Annotated in this window: 22 protein-coding genes and 1 pseudogene; 17 read left to right on the top strand and 6 right to left on the bottom strand. The window is 67.5% G+C overall.

Annotated features, from left to right (window positions below; translation table 11 throughout):
• Positions 1 to 2 precede the first annotated feature (2 nt).
• The 10 genes and pseudogenes from KY661_RS22045 to KY661_RS22005 all read left to right on the top strand — a co-directional run bounded on the left by KY661_RS22045 (position 3) and on the right by KY661_RS22005 (position 9,756).
• Positions 3 to 1,028 (top strand): Gfo/Idh/MocA family protein, encoded by a 1,026-nt coding sequence (locus tag KY661_RS22045; RefSeq protein WP_225412094.1) that lies wholly within the window; start codon positions 3 to 5, stop codon positions 1,026 to 1,028.
• The gene (locus KY661_RS22040; protein WP_225412093.1) at positions 1,019 to 1,852 is read left to right on the top strand and encodes an MBL fold metallo-hydrolase; all 834 of its coding nucleotides are present in this window, start codon (positions 1,019 to 1,021) and stop codon (positions 1,850 to 1,852) included. The genes KY661_RS22045 and KY661_RS22040 overlap by 10 nt, the downstream gene beginning before the upstream one ends.
• The gene (locus KY661_RS22035) at positions 1,849 to 3,336 is read left to right on the top strand and encodes a YcaO-like family protein (RefSeq protein ID WP_225412092.1); all 1,488 of its coding nucleotides are present in this window, start codon (positions 1,849 to 1,851) and stop codon (positions 3,334 to 3,336) included. The genes KY661_RS22040 and KY661_RS22035 overlap by 4 nt, the downstream gene beginning before the upstream one ends.
• Positions 3,333 to 4,202: a sugar phosphate isomerase/epimerase family protein gene (locus KY661_RS22030; protein ID WP_225412091.1), complete on the top strand. Its 870-nt coding sequence runs from the start codon at positions 3,333 to 3,335 to the stop codon at positions 4,200 to 4,202. Before KY661_RS22035 ends, KY661_RS22030 begins: the two co-directional genes overlap by 4 nt.
• Positions 4,199 to 5,485, top strand: coding sequence for a glycosyltransferase family 4 protein (locus KY661_RS22025; protein ID WP_225412090.1), 1,287 nt, complete (start codon positions 4,199 to 4,201; stop codon positions 5,483 to 5,485). Before KY661_RS22030 ends, KY661_RS22025 begins: the two co-directional genes overlap by 4 nt.
• Complete coding sequence (locus tag KY661_RS22020) at positions 5,482 to 6,264, top strand: PIG-L deacetylase family protein (protein WP_225412089.1); 783 nt, start codon at positions 5,482 to 5,484, stop codon at positions 6,262 to 6,264. The genes KY661_RS22025 and KY661_RS22020 overlap by 4 nt, the downstream gene beginning before the upstream one ends.
• A 131-nt stretch (positions 6,265 to 6,395) precedes the next feature.
• Positions 6,396 to 6,737 carry a carboxypeptidase-like regulatory domain-containing protein gene (locus KY661_RS22015; protein WP_225412088.1) on the top strand — a complete coding sequence of 114 codons (342 nt, stop codon included), beginning with the start codon at positions 6,396 to 6,398 and terminating at the stop codon, positions 6,735 to 6,737.
• 61 nt (positions 6,738 to 6,798) lie between these two features.
• A pseudogene (locus KY661_RS37905) lies at positions 6,799 to 6,942 on the top strand (AHH domain-containing protein); the annotation flags it as partial.
• 43 nt (positions 6,943 to 6,985) lie between these two features.
• Positions 6,986 to 7,321: a DUF7668 domain-containing protein gene (locus KY661_RS22010; RefSeq protein WP_225412087.1), complete on the top strand. Its 336-nt coding sequence runs from the start codon at positions 6,986 to 6,988 to the stop codon at positions 7,319 to 7,321.
• A gap of 188 nt (positions 7,322 to 7,509) precedes the next feature.
• Positions 7,510 to 9,756, top strand: a complete 2,247-nt coding sequence (locus tag KY661_RS22005; RefSeq protein ID WP_225412086.1) for a WD40/YVTN/BNR-like repeat-containing protein — start codon at positions 7,510 to 7,512, stop codon at positions 9,754 to 9,756.
• A gap of 3 nt (positions 9,757 to 9,759) precedes the next feature.
• Here KY661_RS22005 and KY661_RS22000 read toward each other — a convergent pair whose 3' ends face one another.
• A complete protein-coding gene (locus tag KY661_RS22000) occupies positions 9,760 to 10,695 on the bottom strand; it encodes a DUF2267 domain-containing protein (protein ID WP_225412085.1) in 936 nt (311 codons plus the stop codon).
• A 217-nt stretch (positions 10,696 to 10,912) separates the two neighbouring features.
• On the opposite strand from KY661_RS22000, the gene KY661_RS21995 reads away from it, so the two are divergent.
• Positions 10,913 to 11,410 (top strand): VOC family protein, encoded by a 498-nt coding sequence (locus tag KY661_RS21995; protein ID WP_075007997.1) that lies wholly within the window; start codon positions 10,913 to 10,915, stop codon positions 11,408 to 11,410.
• A 30-nt stretch (positions 11,411 to 11,440) separates the two neighbouring features.
• Here the strand turns inward: KY661_RS21995 and KY661_RS21990 are convergent, their stop codons facing one another.
• Positions 11,441 to 12,223: an alpha/beta fold hydrolase gene (locus tag KY661_RS21990; RefSeq protein WP_225412084.1), complete on the bottom strand. Its 783-nt coding sequence runs from the start codon at positions 12,221 to 12,223 to the stop codon at positions 11,441 to 11,443.
• A 540-nt stretch (positions 12,224 to 12,763) separates the two neighbouring features.
• Between KY661_RS21990 and KY661_RS21985 the strand changes: the two genes are divergently transcribed.
• Both KY661_RS21985 and KY661_RS21980 read left to right on the top strand, forming a co-directional pair.
• Complete coding sequence (locus KY661_RS21985) at positions 12,764 to 14,035, top strand: NfeD family protein (protein ID WP_225412180.1); 1,272 nt, start codon at positions 12,764 to 12,766, stop codon at positions 14,033 to 14,035.
• A complete protein-coding gene (locus KY661_RS21980; RefSeq protein ID WP_225412083.1) occupies positions 14,032 to 14,862 on the top strand; it encodes a slipin family protein in 831 nt (276 codons plus the stop codon). Before KY661_RS21985 ends, KY661_RS21980 begins: the two co-directional genes overlap by 4 nt.
• Positions 14,863 to 14,920: 58 nt before the next feature.
• Here the strand turns inward: KY661_RS21980 and KY661_RS21975 are convergent, their stop codons facing one another.
• Both KY661_RS21975 and KY661_RS21970 read right to left on the bottom strand, forming a co-directional pair.
• A complete protein-coding gene (locus tag KY661_RS21975; protein WP_225412082.1) occupies positions 14,921 to 15,100 on the bottom strand; it encodes a hypothetical protein in 180 nt (59 codons plus the stop codon).
• Between the two features lie 254 nt (positions 15,101 to 15,354).
• Positions 15,355 to 15,558: a cold-shock protein gene (locus KY661_RS21970; protein ID WP_075007993.1), complete on the bottom strand. Its 204-nt coding sequence runs from the start codon at positions 15,556 to 15,558 to the stop codon at positions 15,355 to 15,357.
• Between the two features lie 264 nt (positions 15,559 to 15,822).
• Between KY661_RS21970 and KY661_RS21965 the strand changes: the two genes are divergently transcribed.
• Positions 15,823 to 16,365, top strand: a complete 543-nt coding sequence (locus KY661_RS21965) for a GNAT family N-acetyltransferase (RefSeq protein WP_225412081.1) — start codon at positions 15,823 to 15,825, stop codon at positions 16,363 to 16,365.
• Between the two features lie 42 nt (positions 16,366 to 16,407).
• Here the strand turns inward: KY661_RS21965 and KY661_RS21960 are convergent, their stop codons facing one another.
• On the bottom strand, positions 16,408 to 19,659 hold the full coding sequence (locus KY661_RS21960; protein ID WP_225412080.1) for a TIM-barrel domain-containing protein: 3,252 nt from the start codon (positions 19,657 to 19,659) through the stop codon (positions 16,408 to 16,410).
• A 1,026-nt stretch (positions 19,660 to 20,685) separates the two neighbouring features.
• Here KY661_RS21960 and KY661_RS21955 point away from each other — a divergent pair.
• Positions 20,686 to 20,898, top strand: a complete 213-nt coding sequence (locus tag KY661_RS21955) for a hypothetical protein (protein WP_075007990.1) — start codon at positions 20,686 to 20,688, stop codon at positions 20,896 to 20,898.
• 223 nt (positions 20,899 to 21,121) lie between these two features.
• On the opposite strand, the gene KY661_RS21950 is transcribed toward KY661_RS21955, so the two are convergent.
• Positions 21,122 to 21,958, bottom strand: coding sequence for a hypothetical protein (locus tag KY661_RS21950; RefSeq protein ID WP_225412079.1), 837 nt, complete (start codon positions 21,956 to 21,958; stop codon positions 21,122 to 21,124).
• 838 nt (positions 21,959 to 22,796) lie between these two features.
• On the opposite strand from KY661_RS21950, the gene KY661_RS21945 reads away from it, so the two are divergent.
• Together KY661_RS21945 and KY661_RS21940 are read left to right on the top strand one after the other, a co-directional pair.
• Positions 22,797 to 23,321 carry a hypothetical protein gene (locus tag KY661_RS21945; protein ID WP_225412078.1) on the top strand — a complete coding sequence of 175 codons (525 nt, stop codon included), beginning with the start codon at positions 22,797 to 22,799 and terminating at the stop codon, positions 23,319 to 23,321.
• Between the two features lie 5 nt (positions 23,322 to 23,326).
• Positions 23,327 to 24,163, top strand: coding sequence for a hypothetical protein (locus KY661_RS21940; RefSeq protein ID WP_075007986.1), 837 nt, complete (start codon positions 23,327 to 23,329; stop codon positions 24,161 to 24,163).
• The last annotated feature ends 113 nt before the right edge of the window (positions 24,164 to 24,276 follow it).

Here is a 24,276-nt window from a genome sequence, read left to right as displayed (position 1 = left end):
CCATGTCCACACTCCCGCGAAGACTCGGCTGGGCCATCGTGGGCTGTGGCTGGGTGGCCCGCGACTACGTCGCACCCGCCCTCCAGGCCGCGGACAACGCGCGCCTGGTGGCCCTGTGCGACTCGGACGCGGAGATGCTCATGCGCATCTCCGGCAACGAGGCGCTCCGGTACACCTCGCTCCCGGAGGCGCTGGCAAACCCCGAGGTGGAGGCGGTCTACATCGCCACGCCCAACCACCTGCACGCGGCCATGACGGAGGCCTGCGCGGCCGCGGGCAAGCACGTGCTGTGTGAGAAACCCATGGCCCTCACGCCCGAGGACGGCACGCGCATGGTGGAGGCGTGCCGGCGGGCGGGCGTCCACTACGCCACCGCCTTCGATCAGCGCCACCACGCCCTCCACCGCCGCCTGCGCACCCTGGTGCAGGAGGGCATGCTGGGCACCGTCACCCAGGCGCGCATCCACTATGCGTGCTGGCTGCCGCGCGACTGGGCGCCCAACAACTGGCGCGTGGATCCGCGCAAGGCCGGTGGCGGGGCCATGATTGACCTGGCCCCCCACGGGCTGGACCTACTGGAGGTCCTGCTCCAGGACGAGTGGATCTCGCTCACCGCGCTGCTGCAGCGGCACGTCCATGACTACCCGGTGGATGACGGGGCGGTGCTCATGGGCCAGTTCCGCAGCGGCACCCTCGGCATCCTCCAGGTGGCCTACAACTGCCCGGACGCCTACCCACGGAGGACCCTGGAGCTGATCGGCACGAAGGCCCGGGCCCTGGCCTCCAAGAGCATGGGGCAGACGCCGGGGGGCACGCTGACGCTCACGGACGCGGTGACGGGCGAGGAGATGCCCGTGCCGGTCTCGCCCGCCGAGGACCGGTCTCCCTTCCTCAACCAGCTCCAGGCCTTCTCGGCCTGCGTCCTGGAGGGCAAGCCGCAGCCGTTCTCGCCCGAGCGGGATGTCCGCCTGGTGCGGCTGCTGGCGCAGGCCACCCCGCCGTTCCCACCCGAGACGCCATGCCCCTGATCCGCTACGCCTGCTCCCACTGCGGCACGTGGCAGCCCTGGTTCTCGCATGAATCCCCGCCGGGCTGTCCCACGTGCATGGACGTGCGCAACGCCCTGCCCGAAAGCGGGTGGAACTTCCGCTCCGCGGGCCAGGTGAGCGAGCTGCTCACCACGTCCTGGGCCGAGGCGCTGCCCGGCATCCTCGGCTTCCACTGCACGCCGGCCTTCGGGCTGGGCTCCACGGGGTGGCTGCTGCGGCGGCCCGAGGGCAACGTGGCCTTCGAGGGGGCCCCCTGGTACTCGCGGGGGGCGCTGGAGCACATCGCCTCGCTCGGGGGCATCCGGGTGCTGTCCGCCTCGCACCCGCATGGGTTCGGCGCGCTGTGGCAGCTCCAGGAGCGGTTCGACCCGCTGCTGGTGCTCCACCGCGATGCCATCCCCTACACCAAGGCCTTCCAGGTGCGCTGGCCGGTGGACGGCGTGCACGAGGTGGCGCCGGGGCTCACGCTGCACCCCATCGGCGGCCACTACGAGGGCCAGTGCGCGCTGTACGACGCGGCCACCCGCTCGCTCTTCTGCGGGGATGCGCTCAAGGTGGAGCTCGGCCCCCAGGGCGAGCCCACGGGCCTCTCGTGTCACAAGGGCTTCCACTACGCCATCCCCATGAGCCACGGGGAGCTGCGCCACTACCGCGCGGTGTTCGAGCAACTGCCGTTCGAGAACGTCTTCACGCCGTTCGAGTTCGCCCGGGGCGTCACCCGCGCGCACGCGCTAGCCCTGTTCGACCGGCTGCTGGCGGGCAGGCCGCACACGCAACCCATTCCCATGAGGGAGCTGTCATGAAGGACCTGCCCAGCCTCGCCGAGGCCTTGGAAGCCTACACGCGCGCCCTGCCCGCCGGAGAGCTGCTGCTGTTCCGGGACGATGGCATCGACCGGATTGGCGTGCCCGTGGTCGCCTCCAGCCTGCGCATGGAGAACGGGCCGTGGATCACCTCCCATGGCTACGGCGCCACGGAGGAGGAGGCTCGCGTCAGCGCCATCGGGGAGCTGGCCGAGGAGGTTTTCGCCGAGAAAGCCCTGGCGGAGCGGCCGCGCTTCCACGGCAGCTATGTGGAGCTGGTGCGCCAGCGGGGTGTCCAGGGGGTGGCGGATCCCCTGACGCTGGGGCTGCCCGCGGGAAGTCCCTACCACCCGGACATGCCGCTGACCTGGCTGGAGATGACCCGGCTTTCCACCGGGGAGCCCGTCCTGGTGCCCGAGGAGTTCGTGGCCATCCACCCGGGCCAGCTGCGCGGACGCGCCCCGCTCATCCTGCCCATCACCAATGGCCAGGGGGCGGGCCTGAGCCAGCCGCAAGCCCTGGCCCACGCCCTGCTGGAGCTGCAGCAGCGCGACGGCAACGGGCTGCAGTTCCGGGCCATGGATCAGGGCGTCGTGCTGGACCTGGAGGGCGCTTCGCTGCCCCCGGACATCCAGGAGCTGCTGGAGCGCTACCGCCGCGCGGGCATTGAAATCATCCCCAAGCTGGCCAGCACGGACTTCGGCCTCGTCAACCTGTACGTGGTGGCCCAGGACCCCTCGCCCGGTGAGCAGCCGCTGATGGTGACCGCCTGTGGCGAGGCGGCCGATCCGGACCGCCACCGCGCCCTGCGCAAGGCGCTGCTGGAGTATGCCGGCTCACGGGCCCGCAAGGCCTTCATGCACGGCCCGCTGGAGGCCGTGGCCCGGGTGGCGCCCCCCGGCTACCTGGAAAGCTTCCTGCCGCAGGTGAACCTCCGCCAGGAAGAGCCCCGGGCCCTCCAGGGCATGGTCGAGTGGGCCAGCATGCCCGTGGGCGTGTTGCGCGCGCTGATCGCGCCGACGGTGCAGCACCGCTGCACGGTGCGCTTCACGGACCTGCCCGAAGCCGCGGCCGCCGAGGCGCCCCCGAAGCGCTGCGCCCAGGTGGTGGAGGGGTTGCACCAGAGCGGCTTCGACGTGCTCCTCATCGACCTGTCACCCGCGGACCACTCCATCCACGTGGTGAAGGCGCTCGTCCCCGGGCTCGAGGTGGAGACGATGACCTACTCGCGCATCGGCGAGCGGAACGTGGCCCGCCTGCTGGCGCGCCAGGATCCGCTGGTGGGCCTGGGCACGCCCCCCGAGGGCGCCCAGCGCGTGCGGCTGACGGCGGCCGCGGAGGAGCGGCTGGGCGGCCCCGCCTGGTTCAACGTCCGGCTCGCCGAGCAACGGCTGGGCTCGCTCTACTCGCTCTACCGGGAGCCGGGCCGCCACAGCGTGCAGACCGTGCTGCGTACCCGCCGTTTTGGAGGAGGCCTGTCGTGACCCTGCGCTTCGCGTACAACACCAACGGGGTGGCCAACCACCGTCTCGGAGACGCGCTGCGGCTCATCGCCGACAGCGGCTACGACGGCGTGGCCCTCACGCTGGACCACCACCACTTCGATCCCTTCGCCCCCAACCTCATCTGCCGCGCCGAGATGCTGGCGGGGCTGCTGGAGCAGCTCGGGCTCGGGCTGGTGGTGGAGACCGGCGCGCGCTTCCTGCTCAACCCCCGGGCCAAGCACGAGCCCACCCTCATCAGCCCCGAGGCGGAGGGCCGCGCGCGGCGGCTCGACTTCCTGCGCCGGGCGGTGGACGTCTGCGCCACCTGCCGGGGCGAGGCGGTCTCCTTCTGGGCGGGCGTGCCCCGGCGCGGCGAGGTGGAGCTGAAGGACACCTGGCGCTGGCTGGTGGATGGCGTGGCCCACCTGTCGGACCATGCCGCCTCCCGGGGCGTGGTGCTCGCCATGGAGCCCGAGCCCGGCATGCTGGTGGAGACGGTGGATGCGTGGCGCCAGCTCCAGGAAGAGGTGAAGCTGCTGGGCGCGGCCCCCTTCAAGCTCGCCCTGGACGTGGGACACCTGCTGGTGACGCAGGAGCGCGTGCCCGCGGACGCCGTGCGCGAGTTCGCCCCGGTGCTCGGCACCGTGGCCCTGGAGGACATGAAGCGGGGCGTGCACGAGCACCTGCCCTTCGGCGAGGGAGACCTGGACGTCGTCCCGGTGCTCCGCGAGCTCATCCAGGCGCGCTACGACAAGCTCGTCTGCGTGGAGCTGTCCCGGGACGCGCACCGCGCGCACACCATGGTGCCCGGGGCCATCGAGTGGCTCCGGGCCCGGCTGCCCGCGGACGAGGGGGTGGCGGCATGAGCCCCAACGCCCTGCGCGTCTGCTTCATCTCCCGCCGCTTCTTTCCGGCCATCTCCGGCATGAGCGTCTATGCGCTCAACCTGGTGCAGGAGCTGGTGGCATGCGGCCACGACGTGACGATGGTCAGCCAGTACCGCAATGACGCGGCCGGGGCCTCCGTCTACGGCGGCGGGCCGCCCCCGGGCATCCCCGGCGCCCGCGTGGTGGGCCGCGAGTCCCAGGGCGAGCAGCGCATCAACGACGGCCTGCCGGCGAGCTTCGAGCAGGATGTCGAGGACATGGTCGCCACTGTGGAGAAGGAACACCGCGAGCGCCCGTTCGACGTCATCCACGCCCAGTACGGCTACCCGTGCGGCCTGGCGGCGCTGGAGGCGAGCCGGCGGCTGGGCCTGCCCAACGTCGTGTCCATCCAGGGCGGCGATGGGCACTGGGTGGGCACCTGCTGCGGCACCCACAAGCAGGCCATGCTGGCGGTGCTGGGCCACTCCGGCTCGCTGTTGATTGGCAGCCGCACCTTCGCCGAGGAGGTGAAGGGCCACCACGGCACCCCGCTGGAGCGCTTCACCATCGTCCCGGGCGCCACGGACACCCGCCGCTTCTCCCCCCGGGACGAGCAAGCGCTCGGGGCGCTGCGGCAGCCGCCCGTGCTGCTCTACCACGGCCGCGTGGACGCGCGGAAAGGCGTGATGGAGCTGCTGGATGCGGTGAAGCGGCTGGTGGTGCGCGAGGGCCGGACGCTGAAGCTCCGGGTCTCCGGCATCGGCCCGGACGTGGACGCGGTGAAGGCCCGGGTGGCCCGCGAGGGCTTGCAGGGCAGCGTGGAGTTCACCGGGTATACCCCGTATGCGGAGGCCCCCCAGCTGTACCGGCGCGGCGACATCTTCGTCTCGCCCACGTACGCGGAGGGCTTCTCCAACACCATCCTCGAGGCCATGGCGGCCGGGCTGCCCATCGTCTCCACCCGGGCCGTGGGGGTGCTGGACTGCCTGGAGGATGGGCGCAACGGCCTGCTCGTGCCGCCCCGGGACGCAGACGCACTGGCCGAGGCCATCGCCCGCATGCTGGATGACGCGGAGCTGCGGCGCCGTCTGGCGCGCACCGCGCTGGACGAGGTGCGGGAGCTGTACTCGTGGCAGGCGGTGGGCCGACAGATTCAACAGGTCTACAAAGACCTGCGGGGCACCCGGCCGGACACGCGCTGGACGAACGTTTACGACCCCGCCACCAGCACGGTGAACGCGGATCCCTCCTGCCGCTTCCGGAGCGCCCCCCACCTCTTATGAGCACCGCCCTCTTTCTCTCCCCCCACCTGGATGACGTCGCCTTCTCGTGCGGTGGGACACTGGCCCGGCTGAAGGCGCGGCGGTGGAAGATCATCCTGGCCACCGTCTTCACCCGCTCGGTGTCCCGCCCCACCGGCTTCGCCCTGGCGTGCCAGACGAGCAAGGGGCTGAGCCCGGACGTGGACTACATGGCGCTGCGCCGCGCGGAGGACCGCTCCTTCGCGGCGTGGATGGGCGTGGATGAGCTGGTGTGGATCGATCTGCCGGAGGCCCCCCACCGGGGCTACCACAGCCCCGGGGCCCTCTTCGCCCCGCCCCGGACGGACGATGACATCATCCCCACGCTGGAGGACCGGCTCTCGCTGCTGATGGAGGACGTGCGCCCGGACCTGGTGTTCGCGCCCCAGGCCCTGGGCAGCCACGTGGACCACGTTCAGCTCGTCCGCACGCTGCCCTCGCTGAACATCCAGGTGTCGCAGATCCTCTGGTACCGGGACACCCCGTACGCCGTGCGGCAGCCCCAGGCGAAGCCCGACTACTCGCTGCCCGACGGCCTGCGGCCCCTGGCCCTGAACGTGACGGCGGAGCTGTCCCGCAAGGTGTCCGGGTGCGTCTGCTACCGGAGCCAGATTCCGTTCCAGTTCGGTGGGGAGGCGGAGGTGGCCCCCACGCTGGAGACCTTCCACCAGCAGGAAGCCGCCGATTACGGCCAGGCCGGCCATGCGGAGGTCTTCCTCGCGAGAAGCAACTTCGAGTCCGAGTGGCGGGGACGGCTCTGAGCTGCACCTTCTGGTGGAGACCCCTTCCGGTGACTTCTGAACACCCCGGATTGCCGCCCGGAGGATCCGATCCCACATTGGTACCCATGGTTTGGTCGAGGGTCCTTCCGGTGTGTTTGAGCCTCCTGTGCATGACTGCCTGTGACAACAGGCCGGTCGTGGACCAGGGCGAAGAGGACACCTGCGAGAACGAGTGGGTCGTCTTGAACGTCAAGGTGGTGACGGCCGAGGGCGTCCCCGTCAAAGGCGCCACGGTGACCGCGACGAGCCTGGAGACGGAGCAGAGCATCACCGGCGTCACGGACGAGACGGGCATCAGCCGCGCGGTGAATGAGTCGCTCGCCCCGGGCAGAACCCACCTGAGCGCCATCGCCGGGCCCAAGGTGTCCTCCTCCTCCGAGGTGGAGTGGACCTGTGACGGCTGCCACTGCACGCCTGAACCCGGAATGGTCGAGCTCCAGCTCAACCCCTGACACTGTCCGGCGCTTGGTCCGGTGACGCGAGCGGCTGGTCTGGAGCGCCGCTTCCTCCTGGCTGGTGGACAAGCCCTTCCTGGATGGGGATGCCAAATAGGCACTGGCCATGGCGATTGCTCACACCAAGATCCTGGGGGCCATGAAGGACATTGATGGGTGGCTAGTGCTGATGAAGGAAGTGGATCAGGCCACCACCTTCGACCAACATCGACCCGAATCCCCGGCAATCGGTAGGAGGCCGCACGATGGACATGAAATTGATGGGTCAGGTCCGTCGACTGATAGAGGATCTGGCGGCAAAACGGTATGCGGAGCTCGCAGCGGATGGTCGAGCCGGGCGCCTGACCGAGGCGGAGCTGAGAACTGCTGTCGAGCAGTATGGGCGGACCCTTGTTCCCTTGCCAGAGCACGGTGAGCGGCTTGTAGATGTCTACGAGCACGCGTCTCAGCAGGATGCGGTCACCCTCGATGTACCTCTGTGGACACGGGAGGAAGGCCGCAGCGACGTGACACTTTCTGTAACGGCGCTCAAGCAGGGCGAAACCTACACCGTCGAAGTGGACGATCTGCACGTTCTTTAGGAACTGTTAGCCCAACCGCAACGCGGCCCCCCAGCACCCTTATGAGGGACCGCTTCCCTGGCATGCGAGCTGTCGTCCCATCTATTGGACGCCTCCCGTCATTGTGCATTCGTCCAATGGCCTTACAGCGGCAGAGTGACCAATCCCTTTCCACTGCCCGTTTTCACTCCCAGAAGAGGATTCCCAGCATGAGATTGGCTCTGCGTTCACGCGCTCCCCTCGGGGGAGCCCTGCTTCTGGGGTTCCTGCTCTTCACGGCCCGTGTCTTTGCCTCGCAGCCGGTGGCGCCCATTGGAGACAGCCTGGGGTTGACGGTCCCGGCCCAGCGGCACGTGGTGCGGATGGCTCCTCCAGGAGGGGGCGTTGCCTGGCTGGTGGCGCTCCAGCAGCGGGGGCAGCAGGGCAAGGGGCTCGGCCTGTGGCGCAGCAATGACGAGGGCCAGACGTGGAGCCCTGCCGGCCCGATTCAGAATGACTGGACCCATCACGACACGGCGGACCTGCTCCCCGTGGGCTCGGATGTGGCCCTGGTGTACTCCTACGAAGGCTCCACCTTCACCGGCTCCCCCCGGCACGACGTGTACTTCCAGTGGTGGCGCTATCAGGCGGCTACCCAGAGCTGGACGCCCACGGCCGCCGTGCGTGTCTTCGACTCGCCGGACGCCACCACCGGCTACAGCCGCGCGGAGCTGGCCCGCGACTCCCAGGGCCGGCTTTGGGTTCATGCCTTCCGCCTCGAGCCGGATGGCTCCAACACCGCGGTGCTGGCCGTCAGCACGGATGGGGGCAGCACCTTCCAGCCTCAGCAGTCCCTGGCCAACCTGCCCCGGCGCGGCGGCGGCCGGCTCCTGCACCTGGGGGACCGGCTCCTGTTCCTCTATGGGCAACAGGGAACAGGCCCCGCCTGGTTCCGGGTGCGCAGGGACAGCGCGCCGCTGGGCGCCTGGGAGCCTCAGCAGCAGGCCTTCGCCGAGGGCATCTACCATGGGTTCTCCCTCAGCGCGGTGTCCCCGGGCTCGGGCCGCATGCACCTGGTCTACAAGTCCTCGGCAGAGCAGCTCTTCTACCGGGCCTTCAACGGCACGGGGTTCGGTCCTCCCACCCCCCTGGTGAGCTCCGGGAACTGGACCCTCCAGCCCGCCACCACGCTGGTGGGCGAGGAGCTCGTCATCTTCACCAATCCCGCCGTGACCCTGAATACGCACCACACGCTGTCGGCGCAGGTGCTCTCGGGCGGCAGTATCAGCACGCCCTTGGTGTTGGAGGGCTCGACGCGCTTCCGAGGCTACCTGGCGGCCCCGGAGCACCTGCCCACCTCGGTCACCCGCGTGCCCTGCCTGAGCGCGGAGACGCCGGACCCGAACGCGGCCGGAGTGGCCACCGTCGCCTTCTTCCCCCGGGGCGGGAGCAGGCCCGGCCTGGAGGTGGTGCACACCAACACCACCCACCGCTTCCTCACGCTGGCGCCCTCGGGCAGCGCGTATGCGCTGCGGCTGGATGACTCCCCGAGCCGCCTGTATGTGAGCACCGATGGGGCGCGGACCTGGAGCTTCAAGGGGCGGCACCCGCAGGGGGCCGAGTTCCGCTTCATGGCCGCGATGTCCGATGGGACGCTGCTGGCCAGCACCGCCCGCCAGGGCCGCAACGCCATCTCCCGCTCGGGGGATGGGGGCGCGACCTGGAGCGACGTGCTGTCGATCGGCGACTACCGCCTGCTCACCCCCCGCAGCTTCGCGGAGCTCGACGGCACGCTGTACGTGCTTGAGTACCAGGCCTTCACGACAGCGGACACGCCCATCCGGCTGTACGCGAGCACGGACCGGGGCCAGACGTGGCAGGTGCGCCACACCTTCTCCGGGCACCGCCACGGGCATGGGATGGCGGTGGATCCGGTGCGCCACGCCCTGTGGGCCTTCTTTGGAGACACCCTGCGCCAGTCGGGCACGTTCCGCTCGACGGATGGGGGCCTCACGTGGAAGAGCATCGCCCCGGGAGCGCTGGGGCGTGTCGTGGACGCGACGGTGATGGAGGACGGCAGCCTGCTGTACGCCCAGGACAACGTCTATCTGCCGCCGCGGCCCTACATCGTCCAGTTGCAGCCGGATGGGACGTATGTCGAGCTGGCGCTGCTGCCGGGCCCCTCCTACTCGACCTTCGCCGCGAGCGCTGGCGCCTACGTGGTGGGCAGCGCGCGCGAACCGGGCGGAGACGTCTACCCGGAGGGAGAGGAGAGCGCCCATGTCTGGGCCAGCTTCAACACGCTCGACTGGGAGAAGCTGCTCAGCTATCGCCGCATGAGCACCGAGGCCACGGTGCGCGCGGATGTCTACTACGAGCTGCCCTCAGGACTGCTCATCCTCCAGCTCCAGAATGCCCAGGGGTTCGGCCCCGGGGGCCATGGCTACCAGCTGCTGCGCGTCACCCAGCGTCCATGACGCTCAGTGCATGGGCTGCCAGGAGCGGTTGATGGCCTTCAGCGGCCTGCCTGCCGTGTGCTCCCCCAGTGCCTCGGCGATGGCCTTCAGGGACAGGATGCCCACGAGCTTCCCCTGGCGGTCCATCACGAGGAGCCGGCGGATCTGCTTTGCGTCCATTCGCCTGGCCGCCTCGCCCAGATCCTCGTCCATGAAGATGGATTCCACCTGATGCGTCATGGCCGCCGAAACGGGCGTCGTGTTGGGGTCCCACCCCTGGCAGACCGCCCGGATGACGATGTCCCGGTCGGTGATGATGCCCAACACGTGGTCCCCCTCGCACACCGGCATGGGCCCGATGTTGTGGGTCCGCATCTTCTCCGCCACGGCCTTCAGCGTTTCGTGGGGCGCCACCCACTCCACTCCTTTCTTCATCACCTCGGAGATCCGCAGGCGCGAGGTGGGGTCCGGCTGGAACCACAACGTCCGCAGCTCGAAGGGGAGCTGTCCCAGCACGTCCTCGGCCTCGCCCGGCGTGAGGTGCTCCCGGACCGTGGACAGCACCGCGCAGCTGATGCGCTCTGCCTCGTCCGCCGAAATGCTCAGGTGCGCCGTCACCCTGTGGAGGAATTCCTCCCGGCCGAATTTCTCATAGGGCAGGTCCTGGTGTTCTGAACAGCGCTTCACCAACGCCACCACCTTTCTCGGCAACTGGGCCTCCATGTGCCGCGACTCGTCGCTCATCAACCGCCGCTCCATCACGCACAGGACCGCTTGAATCGCCTGCTCCGCCAGCTTCCGCTCGAGCCCCTTCGCCTCCAGATCTCTCAGGAAGAAGGCGTAGGTTTGGGCCGCTCGAGATTCACTGCGCTGAGCCCGGCCTTCCCGCACCGGCTCTTGATGCTTGCTTCCCTGCTCCAAACCGGAGCCTTGAAGAATGTCTTTTCCTTGTGTCGCCATGGCCGTCCTCCGTGGTTTCCCATGGGAAATGTGGTCACCCCCTGGCGCTGAAGCGCCCAGGTGAGGCCCATCCTCCCGAGGGGTACCCGGCAGTCCTGCCCGGAGGACGAGCCCCTCACCCAGGCGTCATGCCTTCACACACACAGGGAGCCTCCGCATTGTTACCCCACGAGGCGGCCGGTCACTTTCCGCCCTCCTCCAACCCCGAGGAACTTCCATGCCCAGCGTTCGCTCCATCGCCCCCTGTCTCTGGTTCGACGGCCAAGCCGAGGAAGCGGCGAGTTTCTACACGTCCATCTTCAAGAATTCGAAGATCGAAAAGGTTCAACGCTACAGCCAGGCAGGGCAGGAGGTTCACGGCCGCCCGCCGGGCAGCGTGATGACCGTGGTGTTCGAACTGAACGGCCAGAAGTTCACCGCCCTCAACGGCGGCCCGGCGTTCAAGTTCAGCGAGGCCATCTCGTTCGAGGTGCACTGCGAGACGCAGGAAGAGGCCGACGCCTACTGGGAGAAACTGTCCGCGGGCGGCGATCCGAAGTCACAGCAGTGCGGGTGGCTGAAGGACAAATACGGCGTCTCCTGGCAGATCATCCCCGCCGGGATGGACGAACTGTTCGACGATCACACCTCGCCTCAGACGCAGCGCGCCATGCGGGCGATGCTGCAGATGAAGAAGCTGGACCTCGCCGCCTTGAAGCGCGCCTACGAAGGCTAGGCGCACGAGGTGCCCGGAGGGCCGGACGGCTCAGGGATGGGGCCTGCAATGGCCCAGGAACCGGACCAGCTCCGTATGGAACCACTGGGGCGAATCGAGCATCAGCCAGTGGCTCGCGTGCGGCGCTACGGTGCGAGACAGGGCAGGCCGCTGCGCCACCAGCGTCTCCGGGCCGGTGGCCGCCGCCAGCGCGTGGGTAGGCCCCTTGAAGCTCTCGAAGGCCTCATCCGGATTGTAGCCATAGAGCGACTCCAGGTATCCGGCGATGGCCTCCCTCCGCGAGGTGCGCATCGTCTTCATCACCAGCGTGCGTGTCGTCACCTTCGCTTCCAGCAACAGCTGCGTCAGCCAGTGCTCGTGGAAAGTGCCATACTTCGCCGCGCTGAAGTTCTCGAGCCAGGCGGCCGCATCGGCCTTCGACCCATGGCGCAGATCTCCCGGCGCCTCGACGTAGAGGAGCCCGGCGAGCCGCTCGGGGTAATACGCGGCGAAGGCGCCGGCCACTGCGGCCCCAAAGCCGTGGCCCACCAAGGCGAACTTCCCGGGGAGCAACGCGTCCGCCACGGCGGCGACATCCTCCACCGCCGCCTCGACGCCAAAGGGGCCGTGACCGCCGCTGCTCTCGCCCAGCCCGCGCAGGTCAAACGCGACGCTGTGGGTCGCGAGGCCATGCTGCGTCTCCGCCCAGTGCGTCCGATCGCCGGCGTTGTCGTGCACAAAGAGGATGGGGATCCCCCCCTCGCCTTCGACCGTCGCGATCAGCCGCCCCACGGGTCCGGCGACCGTCATCATCTTGGGTTCCTTGTGCTTCATCGCTTGACTCCCCAGGCCCCGGCCGGGCACTGCCCAGCCGCCCTCCCGCGCATCAAGGCCTTGTGCCAAGTCTGCCTGATTTCCATCGGGGCTGCGTCGCGGGCCCGTCCTTCATCGCGTCTACTCAACGTTGGGTGACAGCCCCCCTCCTTAAGGAGGCAGGAAGAAATAAGTTTTTCTGAGAGGAATCGCATCCCCGAGCGAGAATGAGCGAGTTTCTCGTCCAAGTCGGAAAAGTTATTTCCTCCGGCCTCCTAAGCCTGCTTCCACACCTGCCGCAGGCGAACACTTCCAACACGACTCGCTGCGGCCTGGGGCGCCTCGCTCGCCAGTCCTACTGCCCGCACGCCCTCCAGGCCCACGACTTCGCGCCGGTGCCGTCCCTGGCTTCCATGCACATCGTGTTCGAAGCGTGTGTGCGCGAGGAACGAGCCCCCGGGGGATGCGGTCGCGATGCGGAGGCATATCGAAAGCAAGGCCGGAAACCGTCACGCCTTCATGGGCTGGCTCGTGGCCTTTCTTTTCCTCGCCGGCCTGCTGATGCCCACGCGCGCGGCTGCATCGTCCGTCGTCGCCCGATGTGAGCTGGAGGGCGTGGTGGACGCGGGCTCGGGTGCGTACCTCGCGGACTGCGTGCGACGCGCGGAGGCCCGAGGAGCCACGGCGCTGCTCGTACGGCTGGATACACCCGGGGGCTCGCTGGAGGCCACGCGCTCCGTCGTCCGGGCGTTCCTGGGCTCGCGCGTGCCCGTGCTCGTCTGGGTGGGACCGTCCGGCGCGCATGCCGGCAGCGCAGGCGTGTTCATCGCGCTCGCGTCCAACGTCGCGGCCATGGCGCCTGGGACGAACATCGGCGCCGCGCATCCCGTGGGTCCCGGCGGCCAGGACGTGGAGGGCGCTGGCGGGGAACACCTGGCCCGGAAGATTGAAAACGACACCGTGGCCTTCGCGGAGGGCATTGCTCAGCAGCGGGGACGCAATGCCGCCTGGGCCGCGTCCGCCGTGCGCGACAGCGCCAGCGTCCCCGCGGACCAGGCCGTCACGCTGCGCGTGGTGGAGTCCGTCGCGCCCACCGAGGCCGCGTTCCTCTCCTCCGTCGATGGACAGCGCGTGGAGGTGGCGGAGGGGAAGACGGTGACGCTCTCCACCCGCGACGCCCAGGTGGAGACGCTGGAGCCGGGGCTGTCACAGCGGGTGGTGCATGCGCTCGCTCAGCCCTCCATCGTCTACCTGCTGTTCCTGGCCGCGGCGCTGGGGCTGGTGGTGGAACTGTCCCACCCAGGCGCGATTGCGCCGGGACTCATGGGCGGCGTCGCGCTGGTGCTGGCGTTGATGGCCTCGGCCACGTTGCCGGTGCGTTCAGGGGCGTTGGTGCTGATGCTCGTGGGCGTGGGGCTCATCATCGCGGAGCTGTTCGTCACCCATGGCCTCCTGGGCACGGCGGGCGTGGGGCTGATGCTGCTGGGTGGTGTGCTGCTGGTGGACCGCTTCGAGCCCGGCTGGTTCGTGGAGCCATCCTTCCGGCTGTCCTGGGCCGTGATGCTGCCCACGGCGCTGGTGCTCGCGGGGGCCGCCGCGCTCATCGCATACCGCAGCGCCCAGACTCGCAAGCTGCCACAGCGGGGCGGCGACGTGGGGCTCGTGGGTGAGGCGGGCACGGCATTGGGGCCCGTCACGCCTTCGGGCGGCGAGGTGTTCGTCCACGGCGAGCGCTGGCGCGCCGTCTCCTTCACTCCCATCCGCGAGGGCGCCCGGGTTGTGGTGCGCGCCGTGGAAGGACTCACCCTCACCGTCGCGGAGGCATTGCCATGAACGAGCTGTTTGGTGCCCTGGGTTACCTCTTTCCCCTGGCCCTGGTGTTCATCCTCTTCGCCTCCGGTGTGCGCATCGTCAGCGAGTATCAGAACGGCGTCGTGTTCCGGCTGGGCCGCTACGTGGGCCTCAAGCGCGCGGGCTTCCGCTGGCTCATCCCGTTCGTCGAACGCATGGTCATCATCGACCTGCGCACGGTGGCTCGCGACGTGCCCCCGCAGGACGTCATCACCAAGGACAACGTCACCGTGAAGGTGAACGCCGTCGTCTACTTCCGCGTCATCCAGGCGGACAAGGCCGTGCTCGAGGTGGAGGACTACCTCTACGCCACCAGTCAGATCGCCCAGACCACGCTGCGCGCCATCCTGGGCCAGGTGGAGCTGGACGAGCTCTTGTCCGAGCGCGAGCGCATCAACCAGGAACTGCAACAGGTGCTGGACGCGCGGACCGGCCCTTGGGGCGTGAAGGTCTCCAACGTGGAGGTGAAGCACATCGACCTGCCCCTGGAGATGCAGCGGGCCATCGCGCGGCAGGCCGAGGCCGAACGCGAGCGCCGCGCGAAGATCATCGCCGCCGAGGGCGAACACCAGGCCGCGGAGAAACTGTCCCTGGCCGCGGATGTGCTCAGCCGCAACCCGGCGACGCTCCAGCTGCGCTACCTCCAGACGCTGGTGGAAATCACGGGCGGTGGGAACCACACCATCCTGCCCATTCCGCTGGAGTTGCTGCGCGCGTTCGGAGCAGTGCCCGCGCGGCCTTTCCGGCCGGAGGAGCCGCGCGATGATGAGCCCGAGGACAACGAGGACGCGTCCCCGGGTCTGTCTTGAGGACGGAGATGAATCACCCCAGCAGCCTGGATGCGAAGCGGGGAGATGACGCGGCTCATTACTCCAGCGGAGCTTGGGGCCCCGGAATGATGTGCGCGATGTCCGGATCGGCTCCGCCGCTCACGCGGGCGGGGCGTTCGGCCTTCTCGCGCTTGAGTTGCTCGCGCTTGACCTGCTTGTCCTGATTGCGCTGCTGACGAGCCCGCTCCTTCTGCCGCTTGATGAATGTGACCGTCATGAGTCTCCAAAGAGAGTGAGTAAGCGGCCCAGCTCCTTCTGGAGACCGGGACCGTGCCTGCAGTCCTAATGCGCCGGGAAGCGGCCCGCCATGCCGAGGAGGCAGAGCCGCCCTGGCAACCCTTCGCGGTACCGCTCGGGAGTATCGAACTAAGCTAAGCACTTGGATCGCGGATGCCCACCCCGCCAAGAAATGAAAAAGGCCCAGCCTCACGGAGGAGACTGGGCCGGGCACAGGGCCGGGCCAACGCGCTGTTAGGCGAGGCGGACGTTCTGCGCCTGCAGACCCTTGGGGCCGCGGGCCACATCGAACTGGACCTTCTGACCTTCCTGCAGTGAACGGAAGCCATCGGCCTGGATCGCGCTGTGATGGCAGAAGAGATCCTCACCTGCGCCATCCTGCGTGATGAAACCGAAGCCCTTCGCGTCGTTGAACCACTTCACGGTACCGTTTGCCATAAACTTGTCTTCTTTCTCATCCGGCACACTGAGTTGAACCGGAGGCCGCTCCCCTGTCCGGGGCCGACCATCACCGTGTGTCACGTTTCCAGGCTCTTGGCCAGGAGCCGCTCTGCATCTCTGCGAAAAGCGGCCCCGTGACTGGCGGCTGAGGGTGGAACCTTCGGTCCCGGGCGTTCATTCCCCCTCCCCTTCCGGCCGCAGCGCTCCGCGGCGCGGTGACAGGACGCCGGGGGCGGGGCCCTCCGGTTAGAATGTGCGCCGATGACGACCCACGAGATGCGTCCTGCGCACGCCGTGAAGATCCGCCCCGCGACGCTGGCGGACGCGGCGGTCCTCACGGAACTCGGCGCGCGCACGTTCCGAGACACCTTCGCCGCCGACAACACCCCCGAGAATGTGGAGGCGTTCCTCGCCTCGCACTACCGGCCGGAGCTCCAGGAAGCGGAGCTGAAGGATCCGCGCAACCTGTACCTGCTGGCGGAGCTCTCCGGAGCCCCCGCAGGCTTCGCCCTGCTGCGCGACGGAGCCCGCGAGCAGGGCGTGCAGGCAGAGCGCCCGCTCAACCTGGCCCGCCTGTACGTGGACCAGCACTTCCTGGGAGCCAGGGTGGGGGCCGCGCTCATGAGCCGCTGTCTGGAGGAGGGGCGCACGCGGAGGCATGACGTGCTGTGGCTGGGCGTGTGGGAACGCAACGCCCGCGCACAGGCCTTCTACTCGCGCTGGGGCTTCACCGAGGTGGGCGAGATGCACTTCCTGCTGGGGACCGACTTGCAGCGAGATCTCGTCCTCGCCCTCGCGCTCTGATCGTCACCAGGGCGGGGGCGAGGACGAGCCTCCCATGGTCCGCTACGGTGAGATCGTCACGGAGTCGAGGTTGACGTGGCCCGAGTCTCCCGCGCCGTAGACGTAGGCGAGGGTATGGGTGCCCACGTTCAGCGGGATTTGCGCGGTGTAGGTCGACCAAGTGTCCCAGTTCGCCGTCGCGGGCAGGGTGAGCTGGGTGCGCACGCCATTCAGCACCATGGAGAGCGTCCTGGCCGCGCCGTTGCCGTTGCTGTACTTCAGGGTCGCGGAGTAGGTGCCCGCCGTGCTGGCCTGCACGCTGAACGTGGTGGCCGCTCCCGAGTTCCAGTACCCGGCGACGAACCCGCGGCCGGAGTAGCCCGGGTGGTCGCTCAGGGTGATCGCTCCCGAGGACAGCGCCGCATCCTCCGCCTCGAGCACGAGCATCGGAGGAGGAGGCGGTGAGATCGTCACGGAGTCGAGGTTGACGTGGCCCGAGTCTCCCGCGCCGTAGACATAGGCGAGGGTATGGGTGCCTGCGTTCAGCGGGATTTGCGCGGTGTAGGTCGACCATGTGTCCCAGTTCGCCGTCGCGGGCAGGGTAATCTGGGTCCGCACGCCATTCAGCACCATGGAGAGCGTCCTGGCCGCGCCATTGCCGTTGCTGTACTTCAGGGTCACGGAGTAGGTGCCCGCCGTGCTGGCCTGCACGCTGAACGTGGTGGCCGCTCCCGAGTTCCAGTACCCGGCGACAAACCCGCGTCCAGAGTAGCCCGGGTGGTCGCTCAGGGTGATCGCTCCCGAGGACAGCGCCGCGTCCTCCGCCTCGAGCACTCGCGTCAGGGGGGGAGTGGGAGGAGTGCTCGGGGTGCCGTCGACCACGACCGTCCGCGCCACCCCCGCCGCGATGCGCACCGCGGTGTACGGACCGTAGACATCGACCCCCGTCGTCCACCCCTCGCCCGTGGCGGCCTTGAGCGCCGCGAGGTTGCCGTAGCGGGTGGGGACGGTCCCATTGATCCGCGCCGCCGTGCCCGCCGTGGCGTTGACCTTCACGATGTAGTGGGCGAGCGCCGGGCTGAAGCTGCCAGTCTTCGCCTGGGTCTCCACGGTGACGGAGGTGCTCGTGCGCTGCGCGGTGATGCGCTGCTTGAAGAAGACCCCGTTCTCATAGGCCCGGGTCAGGCCGTCGTCGTCGTAGAGGGTGAACTCGCTCTGGGCCGTGGTGGGGAAGACATCAAGGTCGATCTGCTTGACGGGCTTCTCGTTCACGTACTGCAGCACCTCCTGAGTCGGGAGGATGGCGCCCGCCTTGACGAACAGCGGGATGTCCTGCCAGGTGGACGCGTTGACCGGGTAGTTGAACGTGAGGGGGCCCGTGTAAACGGAGCCACGGGTGTAGTCGGTCCAGGTGCCCGCGGGCAGGTACACCTGCTTGCTGGCTGCCCCCGGCTCGACGACGGGAGCCACGAGCAGCGACTCGCCGAACATCCACTCGCTGGTGAGGTTCGCGGCGTTCGGATCGGTGGGGTAGTCGTAGAACAGGGGCCGCACCAGACCGATGCCCGTCTCGTAGTTGATCCGCTCATGGGCATACAGGTAGGGCATCAGCCGGCTGCGCAGCTCGAGCGCCCCCTTGGCCGCGCTCTCCGCGGTGGCCCCGTAGACCCACGGCTGGCGCTGCTTGCCATCGACGCCATGGGCCCGGTAGACGGGCACGAACGCGCCGAACTGCATCCACCGCGCGTAGTTCTCCGAGGACGGATCCCCGAAGAAGCCGCCGATGTCCATGCCCCATTTGGTCTCGCCAATGTTGATGCTGGTGAGCATGCGGGTGCGCTGCTCGGCCATGATGCCGAACCCGGACTCGATGTCGCCGGACCACATGCCGTAGCCGTAGCGCTGGGCGCCCAGGTAGAAGTTGCGGTTGAGCGAGAACACCCGCCGGTCCGAGGCCGCCCGCTGCCCGTCATACAGCGACCGCTGCATGTTGAAGTGCTGGAGGCTGTTGAACAGCGTCCCGTTCGCCTCGTCGGCCTCGTCGTTCCACCAGCCCGCGATGCCCGAGTCGAACAGGGTCCGGGAGTGCTGCCAGTACCAGTCACGGCACGTCTGCTTGGAGAAGTCGACGTCGTTGGCGGGCCGGCCGGAGAAGTACTCGGTGTAATCGGCCTGGCCTGGGTAGAAGCAGCCGTTGGTGCGCGCCCACTGTCCCTGCGCCGTGACGCCTCCGCCCGCCTTGCCGACGATCACCCGGGGCTTCATGATCCCCATCAACATGACGCCCCTGGCCGCCAGGTCCCGGGCGAACGTCCCGGCCGCCCCGCTGGGGAACTTGTTCGGGTTCACGTTGCCGCTGGCGGAGGTCGAGTTCCACCGGAACTCGCCGTAGTCGTCCTCGCCCCAGGCCTTGAAGTCGAAGTCCAGGGTGAAGGCATCCAGAGGGATCTTCCGATCCCGGTAGCCCTGGACGATCGAGAGGACCTCCGTCTGCGTGGTGCCCCACTCGCTGTTGTTGAACCCCAAGGCCCACTTGGGTGACAGGGCGGGCTTGCCGGAGATCTCCGCGACGCCCGCCATCACCTTCCGGGGCGGACCGACCAGGACGTAGTACGCGACGTTGCGATTCGACACGCCACTGAACTCCAGGGTGGTGTCGGTGATGGCGAAGTCCCCATCGATGGAGTCCACCAGCAACCCATACCGGTGGGTGAAGGCGAGCGGAGCCCCCCCGTCCCCCTGCATGTTGGCGTTGACCCGGCCGCCGTCGTTGCGCTGCATGCCCTCGGCGAGGTTCTGCTTGGGATCCTTCTCGGCCCAGGACACGGGGTTGCCGGTGATGCCGTAGAACGCTTGTCCGGACCCATGGTTGAACTTCACCCCGTCCGCGTACACGCCCTCGGCGGCCTGCTCGCTCAGCACCAGCGCTCCCGTGGCGTCGAAGACGGAGAGGCGGGCGGGATTCCGGCTGATCTTCACGGTGAGCTGCGCCGTGGTGAGCACGATGGGATTGGACGCCGTGTCGGCAGAGGTGATGTTGCCCGTGGCCCACGTCTTGGCGGGATCGATGACGGCCGTGGGAGAATCGACGACGCCATTGGGGCGGTAGTCCACCTTGACGATGTCCGGGCGCACGGCCTGGACGAGGAGCCTGTCGGCGCCGACGATCAGGGTGAGGGTGTCACCCGAGAGGGAGGCACTGGTGACCGACCCGAGGGCGGCGTGAGCGGGTAGGGCCGACAGGCCGATTCCGGCCATGGAGGAGAACAACGTGGCCGCGAGAAACCTCGCTCGGCGGCGGTGGGATGCGAACATGGGACAACCTCCCGGGATGGGAATGGGATGCGCGCGACGCGGAGCGCGAAGGCCGATCAGCGGAGCCCGGCATCGGAGCGGAAAGAAGCTGCGGACGAGCTGCCAGAGGCAGGACCCCCTGAACCGGGATCTCTAGAATCATGACACCGGGAAACCATGCTTGCAATGAAAAGCCGTTTAACCAGTTTTACAAACGCATAGGCGGGACAGGGGCACGGGTAGGTGCGAGGAAGGGGCCTGGAGCGGCAGCGGAGGGTGGCTGACGGGGTCCCAGGGCTGTGCGCGGTGTGCGGACGAGCTGTTACCCGAGTCCTTCCCTGGAATCACACCGTTGATGAAGTCCAAGCTGAATGCCTCCGCCTTCACCGCGAATCCGCTTCGTCGCATCGCGGTGAACGCAGGGCTGCCAAAAGGGGCAGATAGCGAGAGAGGATGCGGTCAGCCACCATCATCAGGGCATACAAGAAGGTGTTCCTCGTTGGCGTGCTTGCCATGGAAAGTTTGGGCTGTGTAACGAATTCAAGGAAAAATACGGACGGAAGTTGAGAGAACAAGTCTCTGGTTCCAGAGTATCGGAATGTGTCACCCCAGGTATCGGGATCGTGTATTTTGATCTCCCAGAAGAAGTGAAACCATGAATGACTTCACTCTCGAAGAGTGCATCCGGGTTGCCCATACTTACTTTCCTGAGGGCTTCCCAATAGAGACTGACGACCCTTCTCAACCGCTTCATCCTTATCAACGCACGCCACAGTATCAGCGTTGGACTGAGGCGTGGGATCAAGCATTGGCTTGGGCGAAGTGGGACGCGCTGCTCGATGAGCTTCAGGGAGCGTTCCCACGGCACAAAGCAGGGGATGTCACTCAACCGAGGATGGCGTCCTGCCTTCGCTGTTGCGTGTATTTCGAGGAGCCTCTCCCAGGAGGGGGCGATTCATCACCCGGGTTGCCGCCGCCGTCAGCGTGTTGATGCCTTCGTACCTTGTCTATGCAACGACCCAGATCCTCTGGAATCGCAGGAGCGCGATGCTCCCGCAGCTCTTCGTCGAGCCCTTGAGTGGGGCGCGGCAGCCAGCCGCCACCCTCGCAAGCCTCCTGGAGCGGGGGCTGGACTACAAACCCTTCCCTCTTCAACTGGCGGAGGTGCCTTTACCGGAGATTCGCGTCCCCTATCTCACCCAGGCTCGGCCCACGCTGCTGACGGCGTTGCTCTCCGACCACTTGGAGAATCTGCCCTGAAGCAGGACGCTGTCCGATGAGCGCGAAGCGTTCTATCCCGACGCGGTCAGAATCCTCCAGCGGTTGCGTCACCCGGAGCGCATCAAGCTGCTTGCGCTCCGTGCCCCCTGACAGATGGCGTAGAGATTTCATCCCGCCCGGCGCGGGTTCGAATCCCGCCGCCTCCAAACAACAAGCAGAGGGGTTGCATGGCCTGGAAAGGCCGCTGCAACACGAGGGTTGATCAGACAACGTGAGCAACCTCCTCGTTGAGGTTTCGCACCTTGAGTTTTTTGAGCAGGCGGTAGAGGCGCTGGGAAATGATGAAGAGCGGGTGGGGACGGAACAGCCCCTGCCGCGCGCCGAGCAGCCCGCGGAGGGCCTGCCAGTCCAGGGCCTTCAGGCTGGAGCGAGCTACGTGGAGGGGAGAGAGCAAACGCCGCCCCAGGACATGGCCCCGGGGGCAGCGGGTCTCATCCGGCTCTGGGGCAAGATAGCTCTTGCCAAAGCGAGCCAGAGGGGCAGCCTCCACCGTGGCCGAGGGGATGATGAGCTGGTGCCAAGCCTCCGTGGGTTTGCCGCCCTTGCTGAGCACAGGGCGCAGCTCGAAGCCGGTGATGCGGTGTGCCCGCATGGCTTTGACCAGGCGCGAGGAGACGACGAACTCAGCGCCGGGGGTGACGGCCAGGTCCCGGCTCTTGGGGATGCGGCCCACGTTCAGGCGCAGCTCACCAAGCTGGGGCGCGCCCGCTCCGCACAGGGGACAGGCGCGCGCATCCTCATATTGAGTGCCGCACTCCTCACCGGAGGGCATGAAGAAGGGCCAGAACTCGACCTTGAGATGCTCCGCTGCTTGAAGCTCTCTCGGGGTGTAGTGGCGGCGGACCGCACACATGCTGAAGAGCGTCGTGCCCTGCGCTTGATACCCGGCTTCGATCGACCGTAGCTTCTCCACCAGCGGGTCGTTGACATCCCGGTGCAGCCTGACCGTATCGAGCGGGTCCAGGCCTTTGGTGGCATACCCGGGAACGTACAGAGCGGCTTCTTCTGCGGACAGTCGAAGTTCAAGGAACTCGCGCATGATCAGAAGTGCACTCCAGGCAGCGGATACTTCGAATACACCTTCTTCATGATCCTCGATTGCTCATCGAGCGTTGGGACACCCTGGCCGTATGCATACTCATTGCGGAACTCGTTGGTGATGAGCTGGTCCGCGGGGAAAACGAGGGCGGCCTGCCACCGGTCCGGAGATTTCGCCCTCGTAGCGAGTGCTGTACAGAGGGTGTGGCTCGGACGCGCCCGCACATGCCAGGAGCACAGCCCACCCCACCATCCAGGAAATGAGCGCTACGGGGAACCGCTTCATCAGGTCTCTCCAGAGGAAGGGAGTTCATGGTCCCACGAGCCAGGTTCGAAGTCTCGAAGGTGGGGCTATCTCGCCTTGGGCGTGGCCTTCTCCTGCCTTGGTGAGCCCCGAGTGGCCGGGGCTGGCTCTGGCAACTCGCGTCCGGGAGTGACTCCACGACGCCGGACCGCATGTGCCCCCAGTGTGACCCTCCAGCGGGGAATTGAACGGGACGAGATGGGATGGAGCGGGGGAACGAACCGGTGTGAGATCAAGGCGATAGCGGGTAACAGCGCGACCTGCCTGGTGTTTTGCTCTCGCCTTGTTGCGGGTTCGATTCCCTCCTCCACTATGATGCTCCGGTTCTTCGCAAAGTGAGCCACTGATGCGCTTCCTCTTCTGCCTTCTGGCCTGCTGTCTCACCCTACTGGGGTGCACTTCGGATAGTCAGGTTGTTCGAGGGGCCGAGGAGACGGAAGAAGTATCTACCAGGGCCTTCCCTCCTGCAGCGGGAGTGCTGGTGCTCCGGGCTTCGGAGGCAGACCGCGCGGAAGTTCCCCATGTCTTCCTACCCATGGTGTTGCTGGAGTGGGAGCAGTGGGATGAGGAAGCGTTGGAAGCGGCGGGGTGGAACGTCTCCTTCGTGGAGGAGGAACCGGTAGGCGAGGTGGAGCCAGTGATGGCGCGCCGTCCGCTTCGCAGGGGCGGTCGTGGTGGGCTGGGCGGGCGCACACAACCACCGTTGCTCAACCCTCGGGCCACACCTGAAAAGCTCGCGGCGAGGAGGCGTCAGACCGAAGAGTACCTGCTGCTTCGGCAGGCTCGGGAGCGGTACCACCAGGCATTGGCAGAGGCGAGAGCCCGTTACCCGAATCATCACGGGCATCAGGAGCACCACTTCATTCCCCTTTATCTCGGTGGGCCGAGGAACGGCGTGACGTACCCGCTTCAGTCTGCCTATCACCAGGCCATCACCCAGGAGTTCCGTAGGCAATGGGGGTATGGCCAGGGCCAGCCCCGTCCCGAGAGACTCCAGCAGATCCTCATCGAGGTTTACTCCAGATACCCCATCCCTCAGCTCATCGGGATGAGCCCCTGAGAATCATGCGCGAGACGATCGAATTTCGAGTTCCCGCGAGCCACGCGGACCAGTTCCTCGAGCCTGAACTGGGGACGATGCTGGGAGACAGCGTCCGGAAGATCGTGCTGCCGATGGAGGATCCTCGCGTCAAGTTCATTGCCGACCTTGACCGTGAGTTCCTGAAAAAAGGTCGAGCGTTCTTCACCTACTCACACATCTCCAGGCACTACACGCGAAAGGAGCTGGAGGCCGCGGAGCTGCTCCAGCTCCTCGTTCGCCCGACGTTCGAGCCGCCAGGCGAGATGTGCGGGACACAGTACGACGACGCAGTGGCCTGCCCCCATTGTGGTGCAGGTGCCAAGCAATTGACGGACCTCCACCTGGATGTGCGGCGCATCCCCAAGAAGAAGGCTCTGGCTGTCACCATCGCGGGGGAGCTCGTTGTCGCTGCCCGACTGGCCGAGGCTCTCCTCGAGAAAGGCATCAGCGGAGCGGATTATCGGCCGGTGAAGCACCAGACAGGGAAGCTGGCGCAGCAATGGCGTCAACTCGTCGTCACGTCGAAGCCCGTGGACATGGTGCCACCCACTTGCGTGGGAGATGACCCCTTTGATCTGGATGAACGAGGGCGCCATCGCTGCCCCCAAAAGCATGTAGCCGGGCTCAACCGCCTCTCGGAGCTGTGGCTCAAACGTGCCGGGCATGATGGGAGCGACTGGGTCCGAACGCGGCAACTCATCGGGGCTCGCCAGGGTGTACTACGGCCCAGGGAGCAACTGCTGATCTCCCCCCGGCTCTACCGTCTCCTGCTGGAGCTGAAAGCCAGTCGCTTCGAGGTCGAAGTGGCTCACTGGGTCTAGCGAAACGGGACGCTCCCCCTCGTACCGAAGACGGCGGCGGGTTCGATTCCCGCCGCCTCCACTCCGCTCATTTCAGGTGGGAAGTGAGAAGTGCTGGGATGTCCCAGAGAGCG

This window comes from Allostigmatella hybrida, assembly GCF_020103775.1.
GTDB classification, from domain to species: Bacteria; Myxococcota; Myxococcia; order Myxococcales; family Myxococcaceae; genus Hyalangium; species Hyalangium aurantiaca.
The sequence above is the reverse complement of the archived record's forward strand: the minus strand, read 5'-3'. Positions and strand labels throughout refer to the sequence as shown.

What these genes read in the sequence shown, in the direction of transcription:
- KY661_RS21970 (WP_075007993.1), bottom strand. Translation starts at nt 15,558, where the DNA reads ATGGCAAACGGTACCGTGAAGTGGTTCAACGACGCGAAGGGCTTCGGT.
- KY661_RS21990 (WP_225412084.1), bottom strand. Translation starts at nt 12,223, where the DNA reads ATGAAGCACAAGGAACCCAAGATGATGACGGTCGCCGGACCCGTGGGG.
- KY661_RS21985 (WP_225412180.1), top strand. Translation starts at nt 12,764, where the DNA reads ATGCCCACGCGCGCGGCTGCATCGTCCGTCGTCGCCCGATGTGAGCTG.
- KY661_RS22010 (WP_225412087.1), top strand. Translation starts at nt 6,986, where the DNA reads ATGGACATGAAATTGATGGGTCAGGTCCGTCGACTGATAGAGGATCTG.
- KY661_RS22020 (WP_225412089.1), top strand. Translation starts at nt 5,482, where the DNA reads ATGAGCACCGCCCTCTTTCTCTCCCCCCACCTGGATGACGTCGCCTTC.
- KY661_RS21950 (WP_225412079.1), bottom strand. Translation starts at nt 21,958, where the DNA reads ATGCGCGAGTTCCTTGAACTTCGACTGTCCGCAGAAGAAGCCGCTCTG.
- KY661_RS21945 (WP_225412078.1), top strand. Translation starts at nt 22,797, where the DNA reads ATGGTGTTGCTGGAGTGGGAGCAGTGGGATGAGGAAGCGTTGGAAGCG.
- KY661_RS22005 (WP_225412086.1), top strand. Translation starts at nt 7,510, where the DNA reads ATGAGATTGGCTCTGCGTTCACGCGCTCCCCTCGGGGGAGCCCTGCTT.
- KY661_RS21955 (WP_075007990.1), top strand. Translation starts at nt 20,686, where the DNA reads ATGCTCCCGCAGCTCTTCGTCGAGCCCTTGAGTGGGGCGCGGCAGCCA.
- KY661_RS21960 (WP_225412080.1), bottom strand. Translation starts at nt 19,659, where the DNA reads ATGTTCGCATCCCACCGCCGCCGAGCGAGGTTTCTCGCGGCCACGTTG.
- KY661_RS22045 (WP_225412094.1), top strand. Translation starts at nt 3, where the DNA reads ATGTCCACACTCCCGCGAAGACTCGGCTGGGCCATCGTGGGCTGTGGC.
- KY661_RS22040 (WP_225412093.1), top strand. Translation starts at nt 1,019, where the DNA reads ATGCCCCTGATCCGCTACGCCTGCTCCCACTGCGGCACGTGGCAGCCC.
- KY661_RS22035 (WP_225412092.1), top strand. Translation starts at nt 1,849, where the DNA reads ATGAAGGACCTGCCCAGCCTCGCCGAGGCCTTGGAAGCCTACACGCGC.
- KY661_RS21995 (WP_075007997.1), top strand. Translation starts at nt 10,913, where the DNA reads ATGCCCAGCGTTCGCTCCATCGCCCCCTGTCTCTGGTTCGACGGCCAA.
- KY661_RS21965 (WP_225412081.1), top strand. Translation starts at nt 15,823, where the DNA reads ATGACGACCCACGAGATGCGTCCTGCGCACGCCGTGAAGATCCGCCCC.
- KY661_RS21975 (WP_225412082.1), bottom strand. Translation starts at nt 15,100, where the DNA reads ATGACGGTCACATTCATCAAGCGGCAGAAGGAGCGGGCTCGTCAGCAG.
- KY661_RS22025 (WP_225412090.1), top strand. Translation starts at nt 4,199, where the DNA reads ATGAGCCCCAACGCCCTGCGCGTCTGCTTCATCTCCCGCCGCTTCTTT.
- KY661_RS22015 (WP_225412088.1), top strand. Translation starts at nt 6,396, where the DNA reads ATGACTGCCTGTGACAACAGGCCGGTCGTGGACCAGGGCGAAGAGGAC.
- KY661_RS22000 (WP_225412085.1), bottom strand. Translation starts at nt 10,695, where the DNA reads ATGGCGACACAAGGAAAAGACATTCTTCAAGGCTCCGGTTTGGAGCAG.
- KY661_RS21980 (WP_225412083.1), top strand. Translation starts at nt 14,032, where the DNA reads ATGAACGAGCTGTTTGGTGCCCTGGGTTACCTCTTTCCCCTGGCCCTG.
- KY661_RS21940 (WP_075007986.1), top strand. Translation starts at nt 23,327, where the DNA reads ATGCGCGAGACGATCGAATTTCGAGTTCCCGCGAGCCACGCGGACCAG.